This window comes from Agromyces sp. Y575 (genome assembly GCF_059445445.1).
Map to the genome: position 1 here is coordinate 947,463 of NZ_JCAIUI010000002.1, position 18,191 is coordinate 965,653.

At 67.7% G+C, this 18,191-nt stretch carries 17 protein-coding genes; 13 read left to right on the top strand and 4 right to left on the bottom strand.

The genetic code is table 11. The annotated features are described in order from the left end of the window. The first annotated feature begins 10 nt into the window (after positions 1-10). The 7 genes from AC1C2U_RS10515 (at position 11) to AC1C2U_RS10545 (ending at position 6,456) form a co-directional block, all read left to right on the top strand. The gene (locus tag AC1C2U_RS10515) at positions 11-1,243 is read left to right on the top strand and encodes a Gfo/Idh/MocA family protein (protein WP_495361683.1); all 1,233 of its coding nucleotides are present in this window, start codon (positions 11-13) and stop codon (positions 1,241-1,243) included. A gap of 66 nt (positions 1,244-1,309) precedes the next feature. Then, positions 1,310-2,374 (top strand): LacI family DNA-binding transcriptional regulator, encoded by a 1,065-nt coding sequence (locus AC1C2U_RS10520; RefSeq protein WP_495361684.1) that lies wholly within the window; start codon positions 1,310-1,312, stop codon positions 2,372-2,374. Between the two features lie 246 nt (positions 2,375-2,620). After that, positions 2,621-2,857, top strand: a complete 237-nt coding sequence (gene rpmB / locus AC1C2U_RS10525) for a 50S ribosomal protein L28 (protein WP_495352099.1) — start codon at positions 2,621-2,623, stop codon at positions 2,855-2,857. Further along, on the top strand, positions 2,857-3,024 hold the full coding sequence (gene rpmG, locus AC1C2U_RS10530; RefSeq protein ID WP_022892462.1) for a 50S ribosomal protein L33: 168 nt from the start codon (positions 2,857-2,859) through the stop codon (positions 3,022-3,024). Before rpmB ends, rpmG begins: the two co-directional genes overlap by 1 nt. Positions 3,025-3,027: 3 nt before the next feature. Continuing rightward, positions 3,028-3,333: a 30S ribosomal protein S14 gene (gene rpsN, locus AC1C2U_RS10535; RefSeq protein WP_495352100.1), complete on the top strand. Its 306-nt coding sequence runs from the start codon at positions 3,028-3,030 to the stop codon at positions 3,331-3,333. Positions 3,334-3,896: 563 nt separating this feature from the next. Beyond that, entirely contained in the window at positions 3,897-4,184 is a 288-nt protein-coding gene (locus tag AC1C2U_RS10540) for an HU family DNA-binding protein (RefSeq protein WP_139415757.1), read from the top strand. A gap of 172 nt (positions 4,185-4,356) precedes the next feature. After that, positions 4,357-6,456, top strand: a complete 2,100-nt coding sequence (locus AC1C2U_RS10545; RefSeq protein WP_495361685.1) for a bifunctional copper resistance protein CopD/cytochrome c oxidase assembly protein — start codon at positions 4,357-4,359, stop codon at positions 6,454-6,456. A gap of 24 nt (positions 6,457-6,480) precedes the next feature. Here AC1C2U_RS10545 and AC1C2U_RS10550 read toward each other — a convergent pair whose 3' ends face one another. Continuing rightward, on the bottom strand, positions 6,481-7,527 hold the full coding sequence (locus AC1C2U_RS10550) for a hypothetical protein (RefSeq protein WP_495361686.1): 1,047 nt from the start codon (positions 7,525-7,527) through the stop codon (positions 6,481-6,483). Positions 7,528-7,681: 154 nt separating this feature from the next. Between AC1C2U_RS10550 and AC1C2U_RS10555 the strand changes: the two genes are divergently transcribed. From AC1C2U_RS10555 to AC1C2U_RS10580, 6 genes are all read left to right on the top strand, one after another. Further along, positions 7,682-8,989 (top strand): ATP-dependent DNA helicase, encoded by a 1,308-nt coding sequence (locus AC1C2U_RS10555; RefSeq protein WP_495361687.1) that lies wholly within the window; start codon positions 7,682-7,684, stop codon positions 8,987-8,989. A gap of 106 nt (positions 8,990-9,095) precedes the next feature. Next, a complete protein-coding gene (locus AC1C2U_RS10560) occupies positions 9,096-10,418 on the top strand; it encodes a serine hydrolase domain-containing protein (RefSeq protein ID WP_495361688.1) in 1,323 nt (440 codons plus the stop codon). An 87-nt stretch (positions 10,419-10,505) separates the two neighbouring features. Further along, positions 10,506-11,351: a class II glutamine amidotransferase gene (locus AC1C2U_RS10565; RefSeq protein WP_495361689.1), complete on the top strand. Its 846-nt coding sequence runs from the start codon at positions 10,506-10,508 to the stop codon at positions 11,349-11,351. Between the two features lie 99 nt (positions 11,352-11,450). Beyond that, complete coding sequence (locus AC1C2U_RS10570) at positions 11,451-12,050, top strand: hypothetical protein (RefSeq protein ID WP_495361690.1); 600 nt, start codon at positions 11,451-11,453, stop codon at positions 12,048-12,050. 211 nt (positions 12,051-12,261) lie between these two features. Next, positions 12,262-13,884 (top strand): MFS transporter, encoded by a 1,623-nt coding sequence (locus tag AC1C2U_RS10575; RefSeq protein ID WP_495361691.1) that lies wholly within the window; start codon positions 12,262-12,264, stop codon positions 13,882-13,884. Positions 13,885-13,918: 34 nt separating this feature from the next. After that, a complete protein-coding gene (locus AC1C2U_RS10580) occupies positions 13,919-15,391 on the top strand; it encodes a DUF2252 domain-containing protein (RefSeq protein WP_495361692.1) in 1,473 nt (490 codons plus the stop codon). Between the two features lie 77 nt (positions 15,392-15,468). Here AC1C2U_RS10580 and AC1C2U_RS10585 read toward each other — a convergent pair whose 3' ends face one another. The 3 genes from AC1C2U_RS10585 to AC1C2U_RS10595 form a co-directional block, all read right to left on the bottom strand. Next, entirely contained in the window at positions 15,469-15,753 is a 285-nt protein-coding gene (locus tag AC1C2U_RS10585) for an iron-sulfur cluster assembly accessory protein (protein ID WP_495361693.1), read from the bottom strand. Between the two features lie 143 nt (positions 15,754-15,896). Beyond that, the gene (locus AC1C2U_RS10590) at positions 15,897-16,601 is read right to left on the bottom strand and encodes an SOS response-associated peptidase (protein WP_495361694.1); all 705 of its coding nucleotides are present in this window, start codon (positions 16,599-16,601) and stop codon (positions 15,897-15,899) included. A 76-nt stretch (positions 16,602-16,677) separates the two neighbouring features. Beyond that, positions 16,678-18,144, bottom strand: coding sequence for a SulP family inorganic anion transporter (locus AC1C2U_RS10595; protein WP_495361695.1), 1,467 nt, complete (start codon positions 18,142-18,144; stop codon positions 16,678-16,680). Between the last annotated feature and the right edge of the window lie 47 nt (positions 18,145-18,191).

Below are 18,191 nucleotides of genomic sequence, written 5' to 3' on the forward strand. Positions count from 1 at the left end.
AGGAAACACCATGGCGTTCTCGTTGGGCATCGTCGGCGCTGGCCAGTTCTCAGGCCAGTTCGCGACCCTCTTCCATCACCACCCCGGCGTTTCCGAGGTGTACGTGACCGACACGATCCCCGAACGGGCCGACGAGCTCGTCGCCACGGCCGGGCTCGCGGGCACCATGGGGAGCTTCGACGAGATGCTCGCCTCGCCGGTCGACGCCATCGCGATCTTCACGCAGCGCTGGACCCACGGCCCGCTCGTCGTGCGTGCGCTCCGGGCCGGCAAGCACGTGTACTCCGCAGTGCCGATGGCCATTTCCGCCGACGAGATCGCGGCGATCATCGAGGCGGTCCGCGAGACAGGGCTCACCTACATGATGGGCGAGACGAGCTACTACAACCCGGCCACCGTCTTCGCCCGCGAGAAGCTCGCGGCCGGCGAGTTCGGCCGGCTCTTCTACGCCGAGGGCGACTACGTGCACGACATGGACCTCGGTTTCTACGACGCGTACCGCTACAGCGGCGGCGAGAACTGGAAGGCGACGGCGAGCTACCCGCCCATGCTCTACCCGACGCACTCCATCGGCGGCGTGCTCGGCGCCTGGCCCACCTTCGCGACCGCGGTCTCCGCAGTGGGCGTCGTCGACGATCGCGGTGACGGCGTGTTCGATCGCGAGGTCAGCCAGTTCGACAACGACTTCTCGAACGTCACCGCGCTCTTCGAGCTCGCCGCGGGCGGGTCGATGCGCATCAACGAGTTCCGTCGCGTCGGGTTCCCGTCGCACCGGCGTGAGTCGCGCTTCCGTTGGTTCGGCACCGAGGGCACCTTCGAGCAGGTCACGACGGCCTCGTACTGGCAGACGCGGGAAGGGGTCGAGGAGGTCTCCGAGCTCATCGACACCAACCCGTCGCTCGATGCAGACGATCCGTCGCTCGCGCACGTCGCACCAGCTCTGCGCGACGCCTTCGTGTCGGGGTACGCCGCGATCCACGACCGTTCGCGCATCCCCGAAGAGCTGCGTGGCCTCCACAACGGGCACGAGGGCAGCCACCACTTCCTCGTCGACGACTTCGTGCGTTCCGTCGAGCAGGGCACGCTGCCGCCGGTGAACGCCTGGACCGCGGCGCGGTTCACGCTGCCCGGCGTGATCGCGCACGAGTCGGCTCGGCGGGGCGGCGAACGCCTGGTGATCCCCGACCTCGGCGAGCCAGAAGCATCCGCTCGCCTGACGTCGAGCGAGGCGGTCAGTCGCTAGCCTTGCACTCACGCGACGCCGTCGGCCGCTGCATCACCCGCCCGCCGCTGAACGAGGGAATCTGAGATGAGCGAGCTGCCCAGGGCCAGGAAGGTCACTCGAGCCGATGTGGCCCGCTACAGCAGGGTGAGCACGGCGGTCGTGAGCTACGTGCTGAACAACGGGCCGAAGCCGGTCGCGCCGCTCACTCGCGAGCGGGTGCTCGAGGCGGTACGGGTGCTCGGGTACCGGCCGAACGCTGCGGCACGCGCACTGTCGACGGGGTCGGCCGACATGATCGGCATGATCGTCGTCGACAGCCGTAACCCGTTCTTCGCGCAGCTCTGCCACGCGCTCGATCGAGCGACCGTTCGCCGCAACCGCTCGTTGCTCATCGCCAACTCCGACCGCGAGCACGTCGCGGCGGCCGACCAGATCCACGACCTCGCTGCACGTCAGATCGGCGGCCTCATCATCGCCGACCTCCTCACCGCGGTCGAGCAGGCGATCATCGAGTCGCTCGACATTCCTGTCGTGCTGATCAACCAGTACACGGGCGCGAGCGAGACGCCGGCGATCGGTGTGGACTTCAGGGCCGGAGCGCAGCAGGCCGTGGAGCACCTCATCGGGCACGGCTATCGCGAGATCGCGTTCGTCGGAAGCGCGCTCGCCATCGACCGACGCGAACGCGGCTGGTCCGATGCGCTGAGTGAGGCGGGACTGGCCCTCGGGCCCCGGTTGCGCGCACCGTTCTCGTACGACGGCGGATATCAGGCCGGCCTCGCGCTCGCCGAATCGGAGCGCCGACCCCGTGCGGTGTTCGCGGCATCCGACCAGATCGCGGTCGGCCTGCTGGCCGCGCTGCATCGGGTCGGGCTGCGCGTTCCCGAAGACATCGCCGTGGTCTCCTTCGACGGCACGATGGAGTCGGCCTACACCTGGCCGCCGCTGACCACGGTCTCCCAACCGATCGCGGCGATGGCCGACGAAGCCATCCGTCAGCTCGTGACCGGTGAGCTGACGCCGGGCCTGACGACCTTCCCCACCGAGCTCATCATTCGCGAGTCGTGCGGCTGCTCGATCGACGACGACCGGGTCGCCGTGCCCCGAACCGATGCTGAATCCGAATCGGGTCTCGACCTCTCGTTGTAATACTCTCCACTACAGCATCGAGGGCGGGCGCCACGCGGCCGAAGAGCTGCGTCGCCGCGCCATCCGCTCGGTTCGGCCGCCTCCGCCCTTTCTGGTAAGCTGGCTCGTTGGCTGGGCACTTCCACTGCCCATGCCGCGACAATCCCCATCGACGACACGCGAGAAATCGCGGGCATTCGTGTGGGGAAGGTCAGCAGACAAGAGACCTTGGGAGGGGCATCCGCCCCTCGGTATTGGAGGAAACCAATGGCAGCAGTGTGCCAGGTGACCGGAGCCATTCCCGGCTTCGGACACAATATCTCGCACTCGCACCGTCGGACGAAGCGCCGCTTCGACCCGAACGTGCAGAAGAAGACCTATTTCGTGCCGTCGCTGCGGCGCAAGATCACCATCAACGTGTCCGCCAAGGGCATCAAGGTGATCGACGCTCGTGGCATTGAGGCAGTGGTCAAGGACATGCAGGCACGTGGGGTGAAGCTCTAATGGCGAAAGCACAAGATATCCGCCCGATCATCAAGCTTCGGTCGACCGCCGGCACCGGGTACACGTACGTGACCCGCAAGAACCGCCGCAACAACCCCGACCGTCTCGTGCTCAAGAAGTACGACCCCGTAGTGCGCAAGCACGTCGACTTCCGAGAGGAGCGCTAAGACATGGCGAAGAAGAGCAAGATCGCGCGCAACGAACAGCGCAAGGTGATCGTCGAGCGGTACGCCGCGAAGCGCCTCGAGCTGAAGAAGGCGCTCGTCGACCCCAACGGCACCGACGAGAGCCGCGAGGCCGCTCGTCAGGGCCTGCAGAAACTGCCCCGCAACGCATCGCCGATCCGCGTGCGTTCGCGTGACGCGATCGACGGCCGCCCCCGTGGCGTGCTCACGAAGTTCGGCGTCTCGCGCGTCCGCTTCCGTGACATGGCGCACCGCGGCGAGCTGCCCGGCATCACGAAGTCGTCCTGGTAACTCGACGACAGACGTCAGGCTTACCCGAAAGGGGCGTTCCGAAAGGAACGCCCCTTTCGTCGTCTGCGCCGCATGATCGGCGCAATTGCGAGTTGAACGGGGGAGTTCTGCCCATGGCGTAGGCACCTCTCCGTTTCGGAGCGTGAGGCAACTTCGGCCCCGACGACGCGCTGAACTCGCCGCGTTCCTCGAGCGCTGGCAGGCGATTCAGGGTTGACGAGGTCCGGCGGACGGCCGGATCGAACTGCAGAGCTGAGCGGATGCCGCATTGCGGGGCATCCGCTCAGCTCATTTGCGTGAGCGCGAGCCACATCGTCGCGCCCAGAGCGAACGAGATCCTCGAGCCGCAAGACGAGGCGAGAGTGAGCCCACATCGTCGCGCCCAGAGCGAACGTTGCGCGACACGCCGAACGAATGTGGCCAAAAAGCCCGGAAATCCGCGGGATTCCGGGGGTCTCTGCTACATTCGAAGCGGCCTGATCGGCCATGGGGGCGGTTGAACGATCGTTCCTGAGAACTCACAAATGCTGTACCCAACAGCGAAGGTCCGAGGAGGACATTCAATGGCTGACAAGTCGCTCAACAAGACCGAGCTCGTCGCGAAGGTCGCAGCGTCGACCGGACAGAGCCAGGCCACCGTCGACGCCGTTCTCGGCGGTCTCTTCGAGGCGCTCGCCGAGTCCGTGGGCTCCGGCACCAAGGTCTCGATCCCCGGGTGGCTCGCCGTCGAGCGCACGCACCGTGCTGCGCGCACCGGCCGCAACCCGCAGACGGGCGCCGAGCTCCAGATTCCGGCCGGTTACTCGGTCAAGGTTTCGGCTGGTTCGAAGCTCAAGGCTGCTGCGAAGTAACTGCGACTTCCCGAAGGGGCGTGCGGCGTGAGCCGCGCGCCCCTTCGCCGTTGGATCTCCTCCCCGCGCAGTGGGTAAGCCTGTGAGGGTGACGGATGCCGCGGGCTCGCGGTGCGCGCCGGTGCGCGCCGCTCTGGGCGGGCGCTCGGGCACCGCCGTCTAGGCTGGTTCGGTGCCCCGCTCCGTTCGAGTGCTCGGTCCTGCCGCGCTCATCGCCGTCGCCCTCGCCGCGACGTTCGCCGGCCTTGCCTTCGGCGGGGGAGCGGCCGAGCAGCTGATCCAAGATCCCGGACCGATCGCCCGCTACGGCGTGCCGGTGGCCAAGCTCTTCGTGAACCTCGGCGCTGCGGGCATGATCGGGGCGCTCGTGCTCGCAGTGTGGGCGCTCAGTCCGAAGCGGCGCGAGTTCGATCTCGCGCTCGATGTGGCCGCGGCATCCGCTGCCGTCATGACCGTCGCGAGTGCCGCGACCGGCCTCTTCACCTTCCTGCTCGTCACGAGCGTGCCGTTCGACCTGAGCGATTCCTTCGGGCAGAAGCTCGGCCAGTTCGTCACCACCATCGAGCTCGGGCAGGCGTTGCTCACGACGACGCTCGTCGCGGCGGCAGTCACCGTGCTGTGCTTCGCAGTTCGCAACCAGACCGCCCTCGTGTTCGTGACGGTGCTCGCGGTCGCGTCGCTCGTGCCGCTCGCGCAGCAGGGGCACGCAGCAGGGGCAGCCGGGCATGCCGCGGCGATCACCGCGCTCGGCCTGCACCTCGTGTTCGCGTCGGTGTGGCTGGGCGGACTCGTCACGATCGTGGTGCTGAAGCGCGAGCTCGGGGCGGAGCGACTGCCCGTCGTGCTGGCCCGCTACTCGACGGTCGCGCTCATCTGCTTCATCGTGGTGGCGCTGTCGGGGTACGCGAGCGCGGCGCTGCGCATCGGCGAATGGGATCAGCTCCTCACGCCCTATGGAATGCTCGTCGTCGCGAAGGTCGTTGCGCTCATCGCGTTGGGACTGTTCGGTGCGGCCCAGCGGCGGTTCCTGATCGGGCGGATGTCGCGGGGCGTGGGTTCCTCGGCGGCGGGTCTCGATACGCGTCCTCCTGCGTCGGGCGCTACTCGACCGGCAGACGGCGGGGGTTCCTCGGCGGCGGGTCTCGATACGCGTCCTCCTGCGTCGGGCGCTACTCGCCCGGCGAGCGGTGGGGGTGCTTTCTGGTGGCTCGTCGTCGCCGAGCTCGCATTCATGGGTCTCGCGTCAGGTGTCGCAGCCGCCCTTGCACGCACGGCGCCCCCGGTGCCCGAGAAGGTCACTGCCGGGGTCGCCGACTCTCCCGCTCAGTTCCTGACGGGCGAGCCGCTGCCGCCCTGGCCCGAGTGGACGCGCTTCTTCACCGAGTGGAACCCCGACCTCATCTGGCTGCTCGCCTGCGGCTTCGGCATCTTCTTCTACCTCGCGGGCGTGCGTCGCCTCCACAAGCGCGGCGACCGTTGGCCCGTCTACCGCACGGTGCTCTGGGTCGCCGGCCTGCTGCTGCTCGCCTACATCACGAACGGCGGCGTGAACGTCTACGAGCAGTACTTGTTCTCGGCGCACATGCTCGCGCACATGGTGCTGACGATGGCGGTGCCGGTGCTGCTCGTGCCCGGCGCACCGGTGACGCTCGCGGCCCGCGCCATCCGTGCCCGCAAAGACGGCAGTCGCGGCGGCCGCGAGTGGATCCTGCTCGCCGTGCACTCGAAGTTCGCCGGCATCATCGCCAACCCGATCGTGGCCGCGGTGCTCTTCGCCGGGTCGCTGTGGGTCTTCTACTACTCGCCGCTCTTCCGTTGGACCATGCTCGACCACATCGGGCACGAGTGGATGATCGTGCACTTCCTCATCACGGGCTACCTGTTCGTGCAGTCGCTCATCGGCATCGATCCGGTGCCGTACCGCCTGCCGTATCCGTTCCGGCTGGTGCTGCTGCTCGGCACCATGGCGTTCCACGCGTTCTTCGGACTCACGATCATGTCGAGCACTGGCCTGTTGCTCGCCGATTGGTACGGCGCGATGGGGTGGGGCACCGATGCGCTCATCGATCAGCAGCTCGGCGGCGGCATCGCCTGGTCGATCGGCGAGATCCCGACGGTGGCGCTCGCGATCGCGGTGGCCGTGCAGTGGGCCCGCAGCGACGAGAAGGAGTCGAAGCGACGCGATCGGCACGCCGATCGCACGGGCGACGCCGAGCTCGAGGCCTACAACGCGCAGCTCGCGGCGATCGCCGAACGCGACGGCCGGCCGTAGCTGCTGCCACGCCGAAGACTGGGGCTACTTCAGCTGGATCGCGATGTTGCCGTCGGGCTGGATCGTCGCCGAGAGGGCGATGGTGTACGGGCGATCCTCTTCGAGGGTGAAGTGGTGGCCGTCGAAGAGCGACTGCACGTCGACCGAGATGTGCGCGACGCCCTCGGTCGGCGGCATGTCGAACGATGCCTCACCGGGAGTGAGGGTGACCTGCGGCACGCTCACGATGCTCCATACCGGCTCTCCGACGACGCGGTCGTCGATCTCGATGCCGAAGGGGCACTTCGCTGGCTGCAGCACGGTCTGCGTGGCGCACTCCGCGAGGAAGGCGTCGACCCTCACCTGCACCCGCTCGACGAACGCGGCGGTCGGCTGCGCGTCGACCGTCACGGGCACGCGCGCCGATGCATCGGCCTGCAGTGCCACCGGCACCGCCTCGAGCAGCACCGAGCTGTACGAGAACTCGTAGACCGCCGGCGCGATCGCGAGGTACGGCGTGACTTGCGTGAATGCGGCGAGCTCCTCGCCGGATTTCGTCGCACGGGAGTCGAGGGTGAGCGAGCCCACGGTGAAGAGCGGGTAGTGCGCGGCGGTCACGTCGACCACGGCGAGCGGGCTGACCGCGAACTCCCAGCGGTTCAGCACGCCGTAGAGGGGATCGATGGGTCGCACGTCGAAGGAGGACTCGACGATCGCGGTCTCGAGCCGGTAGGTGGCCATCACCGTGTGCGTGCCGTCGGCGTGCGCCACATCGCTCACGATGCTGATGTCTTCGGGGCCGGACTCCACGACGCCGGTGCGGAGCATTGCCGTCGACACGTTGGCCGGCAGCCCGAGGGCTTCGAGCTCTGCGGCATCGAGCGCGACCCCTGGGGTCGTCGAGGCGGTCGCGATGTCGTCGTTCGCGATGGCGGAGAGGTAGCGTTCTATGAAGTTCGAGGCACCGTAGACCGTCTGGTTCAGGGCGCCCAGCGCGGCGAAGAACGCGCCCATGACGAGCATCGCGAGCCCGACCCAACCGACGACGGACAGCGGCGACACCCGACTGTTGCGCACTCCGGAGCTCCCCACCTGCCCAAGTGTAGATGGGAGGCAACGGCGGGAACTGAGAGCCGAGCTCTGAGCGGAAGGGCCCCAGCGCCGCACGAACCCCACGGCGAGGCGGTTACAGTGGGAGCGAAACACTCGCCCCGCGGCATCCGCTCGCCGAATCGAAAGCGCCCCAGTGCAGAATGTGACCCTCAGCCGCGAACAGGCGGCGGTCTTCGGGGCGATCGAGGGCACCCGTGAGCACGTCTTCGTCACCGGCCGCGCCGGCACCGGCAAGTCCACGCTGCTGAACCACTTGAACTGGCACACGCAGAAGCAGATCGTGATCTGCGCGCCGACGGGCGTGGCCGCCCTGAACGTCGGCGGACAGACCATTCACTCGCTGTTCCGGCTGCCGATCGGCGTCATCGCCGACCACGTCATCGAGCAGAACGACACGGTGCGCAAGATCCTGAACGCCATGGACACGCTCGTCATCGACGAGGTGTCGATGGTGAACGCCGACCTGATGGATGCGTTGGATCGCTCGCTGCGGCAGGCGAGGCAGCGGCCGCTCGAACCGTTCGGCGGCGCGCAGGTCGTGCTCTTCGGCGACCCCTATCAACTCGCGCCGGTGCCGGGCGACGCCGACGAGCGCGCCTACTTCGCCGACACCTACGACTCGATGTGGTTCTTCGACGCGAAAGTGTGGCGTGAGACCGATCTGCGCATCTTCGAACTCGGCGAGATCCACCGCCAGCACGACGACGACTTCAAGCTCATGCTGAACGCGGTGCGACACGGCCGGGTCACCGCAGAGATCGCCGGTGTGCTGAACAGCGTGGGTGCCCGACGCCCGTTGCCCGAACAGGGTGCGATCACGCTCGCGACCCGCAATGACACCGTCAACCGCATCAACCACACGCAACTGCACCGGCTGCCGGGGCAATCGCACGGCAACGAGGCCGAGGTCACCGGCGATTTCGGTGGTCGCGCGTACCCCGCCGACGAGAACCTCGAGCTGAAGATCGGCGCGCAAGTGATGTTCCTGCGCAACGACACCGCGATCGGGCCAGAGGGCCAGCGCTGGGTGAACGGCACGATCGGTACGGTGACATCGCTCGATCGGGCCGTGCGCATCGAGATCGACGGCGAAGAGCACGAGATCGAGCAGGTCACCTGGGAGAAGTACAAGTACACCTGGGATCCGACGCGCAAGAAGCTCGAGAAGCAGGTCGTGGCCGAGTTCACGCAGTTCCCGTTGAAACTGGCCTGGGCGGTTACCATACACAAATCGCAGGGCGCGAGCTACGACACCGCGATCGTCGACCTCGGCCAGCGCGTCTTCAGCCCGGGCCAGACCTACGTCGCGCTCAGCCGCCTCACCTCGCTCGACGGGCTCTACCTGGCCCGCCCGTTGCGACCGAACGACATCATCGTTGATCGCAACGTCGAGCGGTTCATGACGGGCGCCGATCGCGAGATTGCGTCGTCGCAGAATTGACAGCGTCGCGTTTGTGCAACATTTGCGGCGGCGGAGACCCGGCTGTGCGATCGCTACCGTAACGGCGGGTTACAATTTCAGCGGACACACGGCTGAGGGGAGCTTGGTGGCTGAAGAGTCTGGGGGCAAGTGGCGGCGGGGGTTTCTCGCTGTCGCGCTCGTCGGTGCGCTCACGCTCACGAGCTGCACCGGCGGCTCGGTCGACCCGATGGCCGATCTCGATCCCGTCGATGCGGCCTTCGGCGAGCAGCTCGCCGGTGAGTTGCAGGCGGTGCTCGACGAGGCCGTCGCCCTCAGCGGATCGAGTGGGGGAATCGCCGGTGCGTGGTCACCGTGGTCGGGGGAGTGGGCGGGTGCCTCGGGCACCGTCGACTTCAGCGAGAAGCCCGCGCCGGTCACCGTCGACACCGAGTTCCACCTCGGCACGCTCACGACCGAAGTGACGTGCACGGTGCTGCTGCGCCTCGTCGACGAAGGGCAGGTGCAGCTCGACGACCAGGTCGCGGAATACGTGGACTGGGTGCCGAGTCTCGACGACGTCACGCTCGGGCAACTCTGCCAGCACACTTCCGGCATCGCCGACTACTACCCGGGCCTGCGCAGCCACTTCGTCGCGAACCCCGAGCGCATCTGGCCGCCGAACGAGCTGCTCTCGAGCGGGCTCGCGCTGCCGCGCACCGGCCAGCCCGGTGAGCAGTGGGCGCATTCGCGCACGGGCATCCTGCTGTTGGCGATGGCGCTCGAGCGACGCACGGGACTCAGCTGGAGTCAACTCGCCGAGCGCTATGTGTTCGACCCGCTCGATCTTGACGACACCTCGCTTCCGACGCCGACCGACACCGAGCTCGACGACGGACTCGGCGCCTATTCCGCTGCGATCGCGCAAGACGGCGCGCTCGATTGCGCGGTGCGTCGCGACGACAGTTCGCAGTCGAGCTCGATGGGTGGGGCGGCCGCCGGCGCCGTGTCGAGTCTCGAAGACGCACGCCGGTTGAGCGCTGCGTTCGCAACCGGCGCGTTGCTCGACGAGGCGACCGCCCGCACGCAGTGGACGTCGATCCCGATGGGTGCCGACGCACCCGCGTGGCACGGGTGGGGCATCGGCGGGGCCGAGTACGGACCGATGCGTGGAACTGCGGGTGAGTCGACGGGCGCGCTCACCGCGGCATTCACCGACCCGAAGAGCGGCCTCACAATCGTCGTGGCGCTCAACAATTCGACGTCGGGTGAAGGTTTCGTGCGTGAGACGGCGTTCGCACTCGCTTCACTCGCGTCCAAGGCGGGCGCGGCCGCCGACCACGAACTGCCACTGGTCGAGTTGCCGTGGTCGTTCGAGCAGGCCACCACGAAGATGCGCGAACTCGCGAAGTGCCCGGTCGCGGCACCGGCTGCACCGGCTGCACCTGCGGAACCGGCACCGGCCGGCTGACGGCGCAACAAAATAGGTGAGGAACACTCGCGACGGCGCTAGGCTGACCGCATCCTCATGTCGGTGCCGACGAAGGAGTTGAGTCGCATGTGTCGCTGGCTTGCATACTCGGGAGAACCGCTCCAACCCTCCCTCGTGATCCTCGACGCGCAGCACTCGCTCGTCGCGCAGGCACTCGATTCGCCACTCGGCGCCGAAACGGTCAACGGCGACGGCTTCGGCGTCGGCTGGTATCCCCCCGGCTCGACGGCGGGGAGCCGTCCGTCGACGTTCCACAGCGTCGAACCGGCCTGGAATGACGAGAACCTCCGCGAGATCACCGAGTCGATCGAAAGCCCGCTGTTCTTCAGCCACGTGCGTGCGGCCGGAGGTCCGCCGATCCAGCGCACCAACTGCCATCCGTTCCGCCACCACAACTGGCTCTTCATGCACAACGGAGTCATCCACGGCTTCAGCACGATCAAGCGTGAGCTCACTTTCGCCATCGATCCGTCGCTCTACCCCGACGTACTGGGCACGACCGACTCGGAGGTGCTCTTCTATCTCGCCTTGACGTTCGGTCTCCTCGACGACCCGATCGCAGGCATGACGAAGGCCGTGCGGTTCGTCGAGGAGACCGGCCACGAGCACGGCATCGGGTATCCGATGCAGGGCACGGTCGCCATCGCCGACGGAGCGACGATCTGGGCCTTCCGGTACTCGTCGGAGGGGGAGTCGCGCACGTTGTTCCATTCCGTGGACATTCCGACGCTGCAGGAGATGTACCCGGATTTCCCGCGCCTGCGTCTCTTCGGCCAGAAGGCGCGCGTCGTCGTCTCCGAGCCCCTCAACAACCTGCCCGGCGCATTCGTCGAAGTGCCGGAGTCGACCGTCGCGATCCTTGACGACGACGGCTACCGGTACGAGCCGTTCATGGAGGGCGTGCACGTCTGAGGCTTCGCCGGGTTATCCTCGCGACCGGGACCACAACGTTTCGGGGCATTCGTTCGTCTCTAGAGATTGAACGTCGATCACTCTGCCAGGGAGGCCCGGATGTCCCACGCTCGATCTGCCGCCGCGCGGTTGCTGGCCGTCGTCGCCGGTGCGGCGCTCCTGTCGGGGTGCGCCCAGAACCTCCCGGCCTCGCCGCTGCCCGAGCCCCCTGCACCGCTGCCCTCCGTCGTCGTGGAGGAACCGGACGCCCCGGCCGTGACCTACGGCGCCGTCGACTGCCGCACGCTCAACGGACTGCTCGTGCCATCGCCCGACGCACCGGCGGCGACACCGATTCCCGAGCCTGGGCGGGTGCCCGCCAGGTTCGACGTCGTCGCGGCGCTCGGCTGCGAGTTCGAGATGCGCGACGCGGGCCGGAGCCACGGCGCGCTCGACGTCGTGGTGACGGTGACCCGGTACGAGGGCGACTTCGGCCCGCTGCTCAGCGCGCTCGCGGCACCTGATGACGCCTCCCCGCCCGACACGGTGTGCGCGGCCTCGATGGAGCTCGTGCCCCCGCTCTGGCTCGAGGCCGCCGACGGGTCGGTCGTCTCCGTGCGCTACCCCGTCGATGTCTGCGGGAAGACGAAGCCGGCCGTCGCCGAGGCGCTCGCGGGGCTCGACGCGGTCTCGATCGACGAGTGGACGGCGCTCGACTGACGCGACTGACGCGACCGACGCGCGATCGGCGCTGGACCAACGCAGCGCACGCCCGATCAGCGGGGTGAGAAACGCTCACTTCGCACGCAGAAAATCGCCCGCCACGGGGCATCCGCTGCCATACTGACCTCGGCTGCACCTTGCCAAGGTCGCCCGGGTCAGCCGGCCCGCCCGACCGCTCGTTCCACGTCGTTGTCGGAAGCGGGGTCACATGAACAAGTGGTCGGTCGTCGCGGTCCTCGGATCCGCCCAGTTCGTCATGGTCCTCGACGGCACCGTCATGAACGTCTCCATCTCGACGGTGGTCGAAGACCTCGACACGAGTGTCACCGCGATGCAGACGGCGATCACGTTCTACACGCTCACGATGGCCTCGCTCATGCTGCTCGGCGCGAAGCTCGGCGACGTGTGGGGGCGGCGGCGGGCCTTCGTCATCGGCTCGTGCATCTACGCCGTCGGCTCGCTCATGACGGCACTGAGCCCGAACGTGCAGGTCCTCTTCCTCGGCTGGTCGATCATCGAGGGCGTCGGTGCGGTGCTCGTCATCCCGGCGGTCGCGGCGCTCATCGCCGACAATTACGAAGGCCCCGACCGCATCACCGCGTACGCGATCATCGGGGCGGTCTCGGGCGCTGCAGTCGCGGCCGGTCCGCTCATCGGCGGCTTTCTCACGACCTATGCGAGCTGGCGGTACGTGTTCGTCGCCGAGGTCGTCATCATGATCGTGGTCGTGCTCTTCACTCGCGTGATCGCCGACCGCACCGCCCGTCAGACGGTGCGCATCGACGTGTGGAGCGTGCTGCTCTCGGCTGTCGGGCTCGTGTTCGTGGTGCTCGGCATGCTGCAGAGCAAGACGTGGGGCTGGATCACGCCGCTGCAGTCGCCCGAGATCGGCGGCGTCGAGATCGCACCGCTCGGCATCTCGCTGTGTGCGTGGCTCATACTCGCCGGCGGCGCGCTGCTCGCACTGTTCATGCGCCGTCAGCGCCGGCTTTCAGCCGCGGGGCGGGCGCCGCTCCTCGACGTGTCGCTGTTCTCGATCACCCGGCTCCGCAGCGGACTCGCGGTGCTCGGCGCGCAGTACACGATCACGGCCGGGCTCTTCTTCATGGTGCCGGTGTACCTGCAGATGACTCTCGGGCTCGATGCGCTCGAGACGGGGCTCAAGATCTTCCCGCTCTCGATCTCGCTCATCCTCTTCTCGATCATCGGCACGCGGCTTTCGCGGCTGTGGTCGCCGCGACGCATCGTGCGATGGGGCCAGGTAGCGCTCGTGGTGGCCTCCGTGCTGCTGCTCGGGTCGGTCGACCTCGAACTGCAGAGCATCGCCTTCGGGTGCGGCATGTTCATCGCCGGTGCCGCCCTCGGCCTGCTCGCGTCTCAGCTCGGAAACGTCAACATGTCGAGCGTGACCGAGTCGCAGACCAGCGAGGTCGGCGGACTGCAGGGCGTGTTCCAGAACCTCGGCTCCTCGCTCGGCACGGCGCTCATCGGATCGGTGCTGATCGGGGCGCTCGCCACCTCGTTCGCCTCGGGGGTGGTGTCGAGCGAGCTCCCGGCCGAGGTCAGGTCGATCATCGACGAACGCACGCAGACCGGCGTCGAGATCGTGCCGGCCGCCGACGTCGACGACATCGCGGAGAAGGCGGGGCTCTCAGAGGCCGAGGGCGAAGAACTCACCCGCGTCTACAGCGAATCGCAGATCTCGTCACTGCGCACCGCGTTCTTCGCGCTCATCGTGTTCGCACTCGCATCGCTGTTGTTCTCGCGCGGCATCCCCGCAGAGGTCATGGGGCGACGGCCTGAGAATGCGGATGCCCCGCCGGTCACGTGACTCGGCCGGTCGCCACGAAGAACGGGGGAGCACCATGAAGGCCCACCACGCGACATCCGACGCCGTCTCGCCGCCCGAGGCCGAGGTGTCGCAACCCTCACCGACCGACTTCGCGGGCCGCGCCCAGTTGGGGCGCGCGGCCCGGCGCCGCTCACCGAGGGGCGCGCACGCCGACTGGCGCCCGGCCGCCGACCGGCCGGACCCCGTCGCGCTGCTCGAAGAGCAGGCGACGACCCGGGTGCCCGAGCTCATCCCGATCCGGCACGCTCGCATGATGGTCTCGCCGTTCGCCTTCTACCGGGGCGCGGCCCTCATCATGGCCGCCGACCTGGCCGGCACGGCCGACTCGGGCATCACCGCGCAGATCTGCGGCGACGCCCACCTCTCGAACTTCGGCGTCTTCGGTACACCCGAACGCAAGCTCGTCTTCGACATCAACGACTTCGACGAGACGCTGCCCGGCCCGTGGGAGTGGGACGTCAAGCGGCTCGCCGCGAGCTTCGAGGTCGCAGGCAGGCAGCTCGGCTTCACCGAGATCGAGCGACGAGCGATCGCCGTCGAGTCGGTGCGCGGTTATCGCAAGCGGATGCGCCGGTCTGCCGCATCGCGCGTGCTCGACGCCTGGTACGACCGGCTCGACGCCGACCAGATCGCCGAATGGGTCCGCGACGAGCATCGGGCGGCCCGGGTGCTGAAGGAAGAGGTGAAACGCACCGAGGCGACAATCTCGAAAGCCCGAACCCGTGACGGCATGCGCGCATTCTCGAAGCTCGTGAGCGTCGTCGACGGTGACCTGCGAATCACGGGCGACCCGCCGTTGATCGTGCCTCTCGAGGACTTACGGCCCGACGACCGTTCTCGCGACGACGATGAGCAGCAGATGCGCGCGTTGCTGCGTGACTACGAGGCGACGCTGCCCCTCTCGAGGCATCCGTTGCGCGAGTACACCTTCGTGCACATGGCCCGGAAGGTCGTCGGCGTCGGGAGTGTCGGCACCAGGGCGTGGATCGTGCTGTTGCGCGGTCGTGACAACGACGACCCGCTGTTGCTGCAGGCGAAACAGTCCCAGTCGTCGGTGCTCGAACGGTTCCTGGGGCCGAGCCGATACGAACATCACGGTGAACGCGTCGTCAGGGGCCAACGCCTGATGCAGGCCGCGAGTGATCTGTTCCTCGGGTGGCAGCGGGTGACCGGCCATGATGGCGTGGAACGCGACTACTACCTGAGACAGTTGCACGACTGGAAGGGCGGCTTCGACGTCGAGCACGCGAGGCCGACCGGGGCGAAGCTCTACGCGCGCATCTGCGGCGAGACGCTCGCGCGGGCCCACGCTCGTTCGGGCGACCGGGTGGCGATCGCCGCGTACCTCGGTGGCAGCGACCGGTTCGATGAGGCGGTCGCCGATTTCGCGGTCGGCTACGCCGACCAGAACGAACGCGACTTCGAGGCATTCGTCGCTGCCGTGGCATCCGGCCGGCTCGAGGCGGCGCCCGCGTCGACGCCGTGATCGGGCCGCTCCCCGTACCGCGGGGGCCGGGTTCGCCCGGGCGGCGGCGTAGACCGCTCGCCCGGGCGACCTCGGACTCAGCCCTGCGTCGCGATGGCGAACCGGGCGGTGCCGTCGTCGCCGATCTCGGCGTCGAGCACCTTGTCGTCGAGCGCGATGACGGCATTCGTGCCGAGATAGACGCGCGCGCCGTCGCGTTCGACGATCGCATCGAGGTCTTCGGGCGCCTCGACGATGCGCACCGCGAACTCGGTGGCCTCCGGATCGTCGCTGTTGATGCGAAGGCCTCCATCGGTCGACCCGATGCTCTGCGCGACGATGGCCTTCACGACCGTGGTTGCCGATTCGGTGAGTGTGAGCATGTTGCTCCCCTTCCTGTCTGGCGGCGAGTCAGCCACGATTCCGAGAGTGAGCGGATGCCGCAAGGGCTCGCCGCCGATTCTCCGGAGACTCCCATGGAGACCCGCTGCTCGGCGCGCAGGCGCTGCCCGGGGGCGACTTCGACTCAGCCGAGCGGAGTGATCAGGCTCGGGTCGGCCGGGTCGACGGCGCGCGAGTTGTTGACCCGGCGGTCGACCTCGTAATTGGAGATCGTGGCGGCGACGCGCTTGGACTCGGAGGTGAGCAGGTCGAGCATCTCGGCTTTGCCTTCGTCGTCGAGCTTCACCGGCGCCAGGTACTCCTGCCATGCGTCGCGCTCGAGGAAGACAGGCATGCGATCGTGCACCTCGCCCGAGGCATCCCTGGCCTCGCGCGTGATGATCGACGTCGAGACCTCCCATTCGTCGCCGATCTTGCGGGTGGTGTAGATGCCGGCGGCGGCGAGCAGCGGCTGCTCGCCGTGCAGGAAGAATGCCTGTTTGTGGCCCGGCTCACCGGTCCACTCGTAGTAGCCGCGCATCGGCACGAGGCACCGGGATGAAGCGAACGCGCCCTTCCACAGTCCGTTGGTCGCGACCGTCTCGATGCGGGTGTTGAACTGCGGGCGCTTGGACTCCTTCATGAACGAGGGGTGGAAGTTCCACACGGCGGCATCGATCGAGCGGGTGATCTCACCGGTCTGCTTGTTCTGCCGCTCGCGCACGATCGGCACGAGCTGGGTCGGGGCGATCGAGTACTGGGGCTTCCAGTCGCGGTAGTCGTTGCCCTCTGCGACGAACTCCTGGATGAGCTCATCGAGCTTTGCGTCGTTCGCGAATCGTCCGCACATGCAGCCAGTCTGCACCCGACCACCGACAGCCCTACTGGGTGTTCGCCTGCAGCAACTCGGGTTCGCGAGCTGAACGTCAGTGCCCGGCGCCGAGATTGCCGGCGAGCCGGTCGCGCATCGTGGTGCTCGCTTCGTTCAGTCCAACGATCACGGCACGCTTGCCGTGATGCTCGTACTTCGTCGTGATGGCGTCGAGGGCGGCGACCGTCGAGGCATCCCAGATGTGTGAATTCGACAGGTCGATGACGACTCGTTCGGGGTCGTCGGCGTACTCGAACTGCGTCGTGAGGTCGTTGCTCGAGGCGAAGAAGAGCTCGCCATCGACCGTGTAGTTGACGGTCGGCACGCTCGCGTCCGCGTCGATGCTACGTACGACGGTTGCGAAGTGGGCGACCCTGCGGGCGAACGCGACCATGGCGACGATGACGCCCACGATGACGCCGATGGCGAGGTTGTGAGTAGCCACGACGACTGCGACGGTGGCGACCATGACCAGAGTCTCGCTCTTCGGCATGCGCTTGAGTGTGGTCCACCGGATGGAGTGCCAGTCGAAGGTCGCGACCGTGACCATGATCATGACTGCGACGAGCGCGGCCATCGGGATGATCGCGACGACGTCGCCGAGCACGAGGATGAGCACCAGCAGGAACACACCGGCGAGGAATGTCGAGATTCGGGTGCGGGCGCCCGAGACCTTGACGTTGATCATGGTCTGGCCGATCATCGCGCAACCGCCCATGCCGCCGAACAGGCCGGAGAGGATGTTCGCGGCGCCCTGGCCGAGCGATTCGCGGGTCTTGCGCGAGTGCGTATCGGTGATGTCGTCGACGAGCTTCGCCGTCATCAACGACTCGAGCAGGCCGACGAGGGCCAACGCGAGCGCGTACGGGGCGATGGTGGTGAACGTCTCCCAAGTGAGCGGGATGTTCGGGATGAACAGCTCGGGCAGGCTCTCGGGCAGTTCGCCCTGGTCGCCGACGGTCGGCACGTTGAGGCCTGTGGCGACGGTCGCGGCCGTGATCAGGACGATCGCGACGAGCGGGGCCGGAACGAGCTTGGTCAGCTTCGGCATGAACACCATGATGAGCAACCCGGCAGCGACCAGCGGATACACCAACCACGGCACCCCGATCAGCTGCGGAAGCTGGGCGGTGAAGATCAGGATCGCGAGCGAGTTGACGAAGCCGACCATCACGCTTCGCGGGATGAAGCGCATGAGGCGCGCGACACCGAGCACGCCCATGATCACCTGGAAGATTCCGCCGAGGATGACGGTGGCGATGAAGTAGTCCATCCCGTACTCGCGGGCGACTGGTGCGATGACGAGCGCGACGGCGCCGGTCGCTGCGGTGATCATGGCCGGGCGGCCGCCGAGGAAGGCGATGGAAACCGCCATCACGAACGAGGAGAAGAGCCCCACGCGCGGGTCGACCCCCGCGATGATCGAGAAGGAGATCGCCTCGGGGATGAGCGCGACGGCGACCACGAGACCGGCCAGCACCTCTTTCGTGAGGATGCGCGGCGTGCGCAGTGCCGTGAGCACCGACGGTTCAGGCTTGTATCTGTCGGACGTGTCTGTGCGCAGCTTGA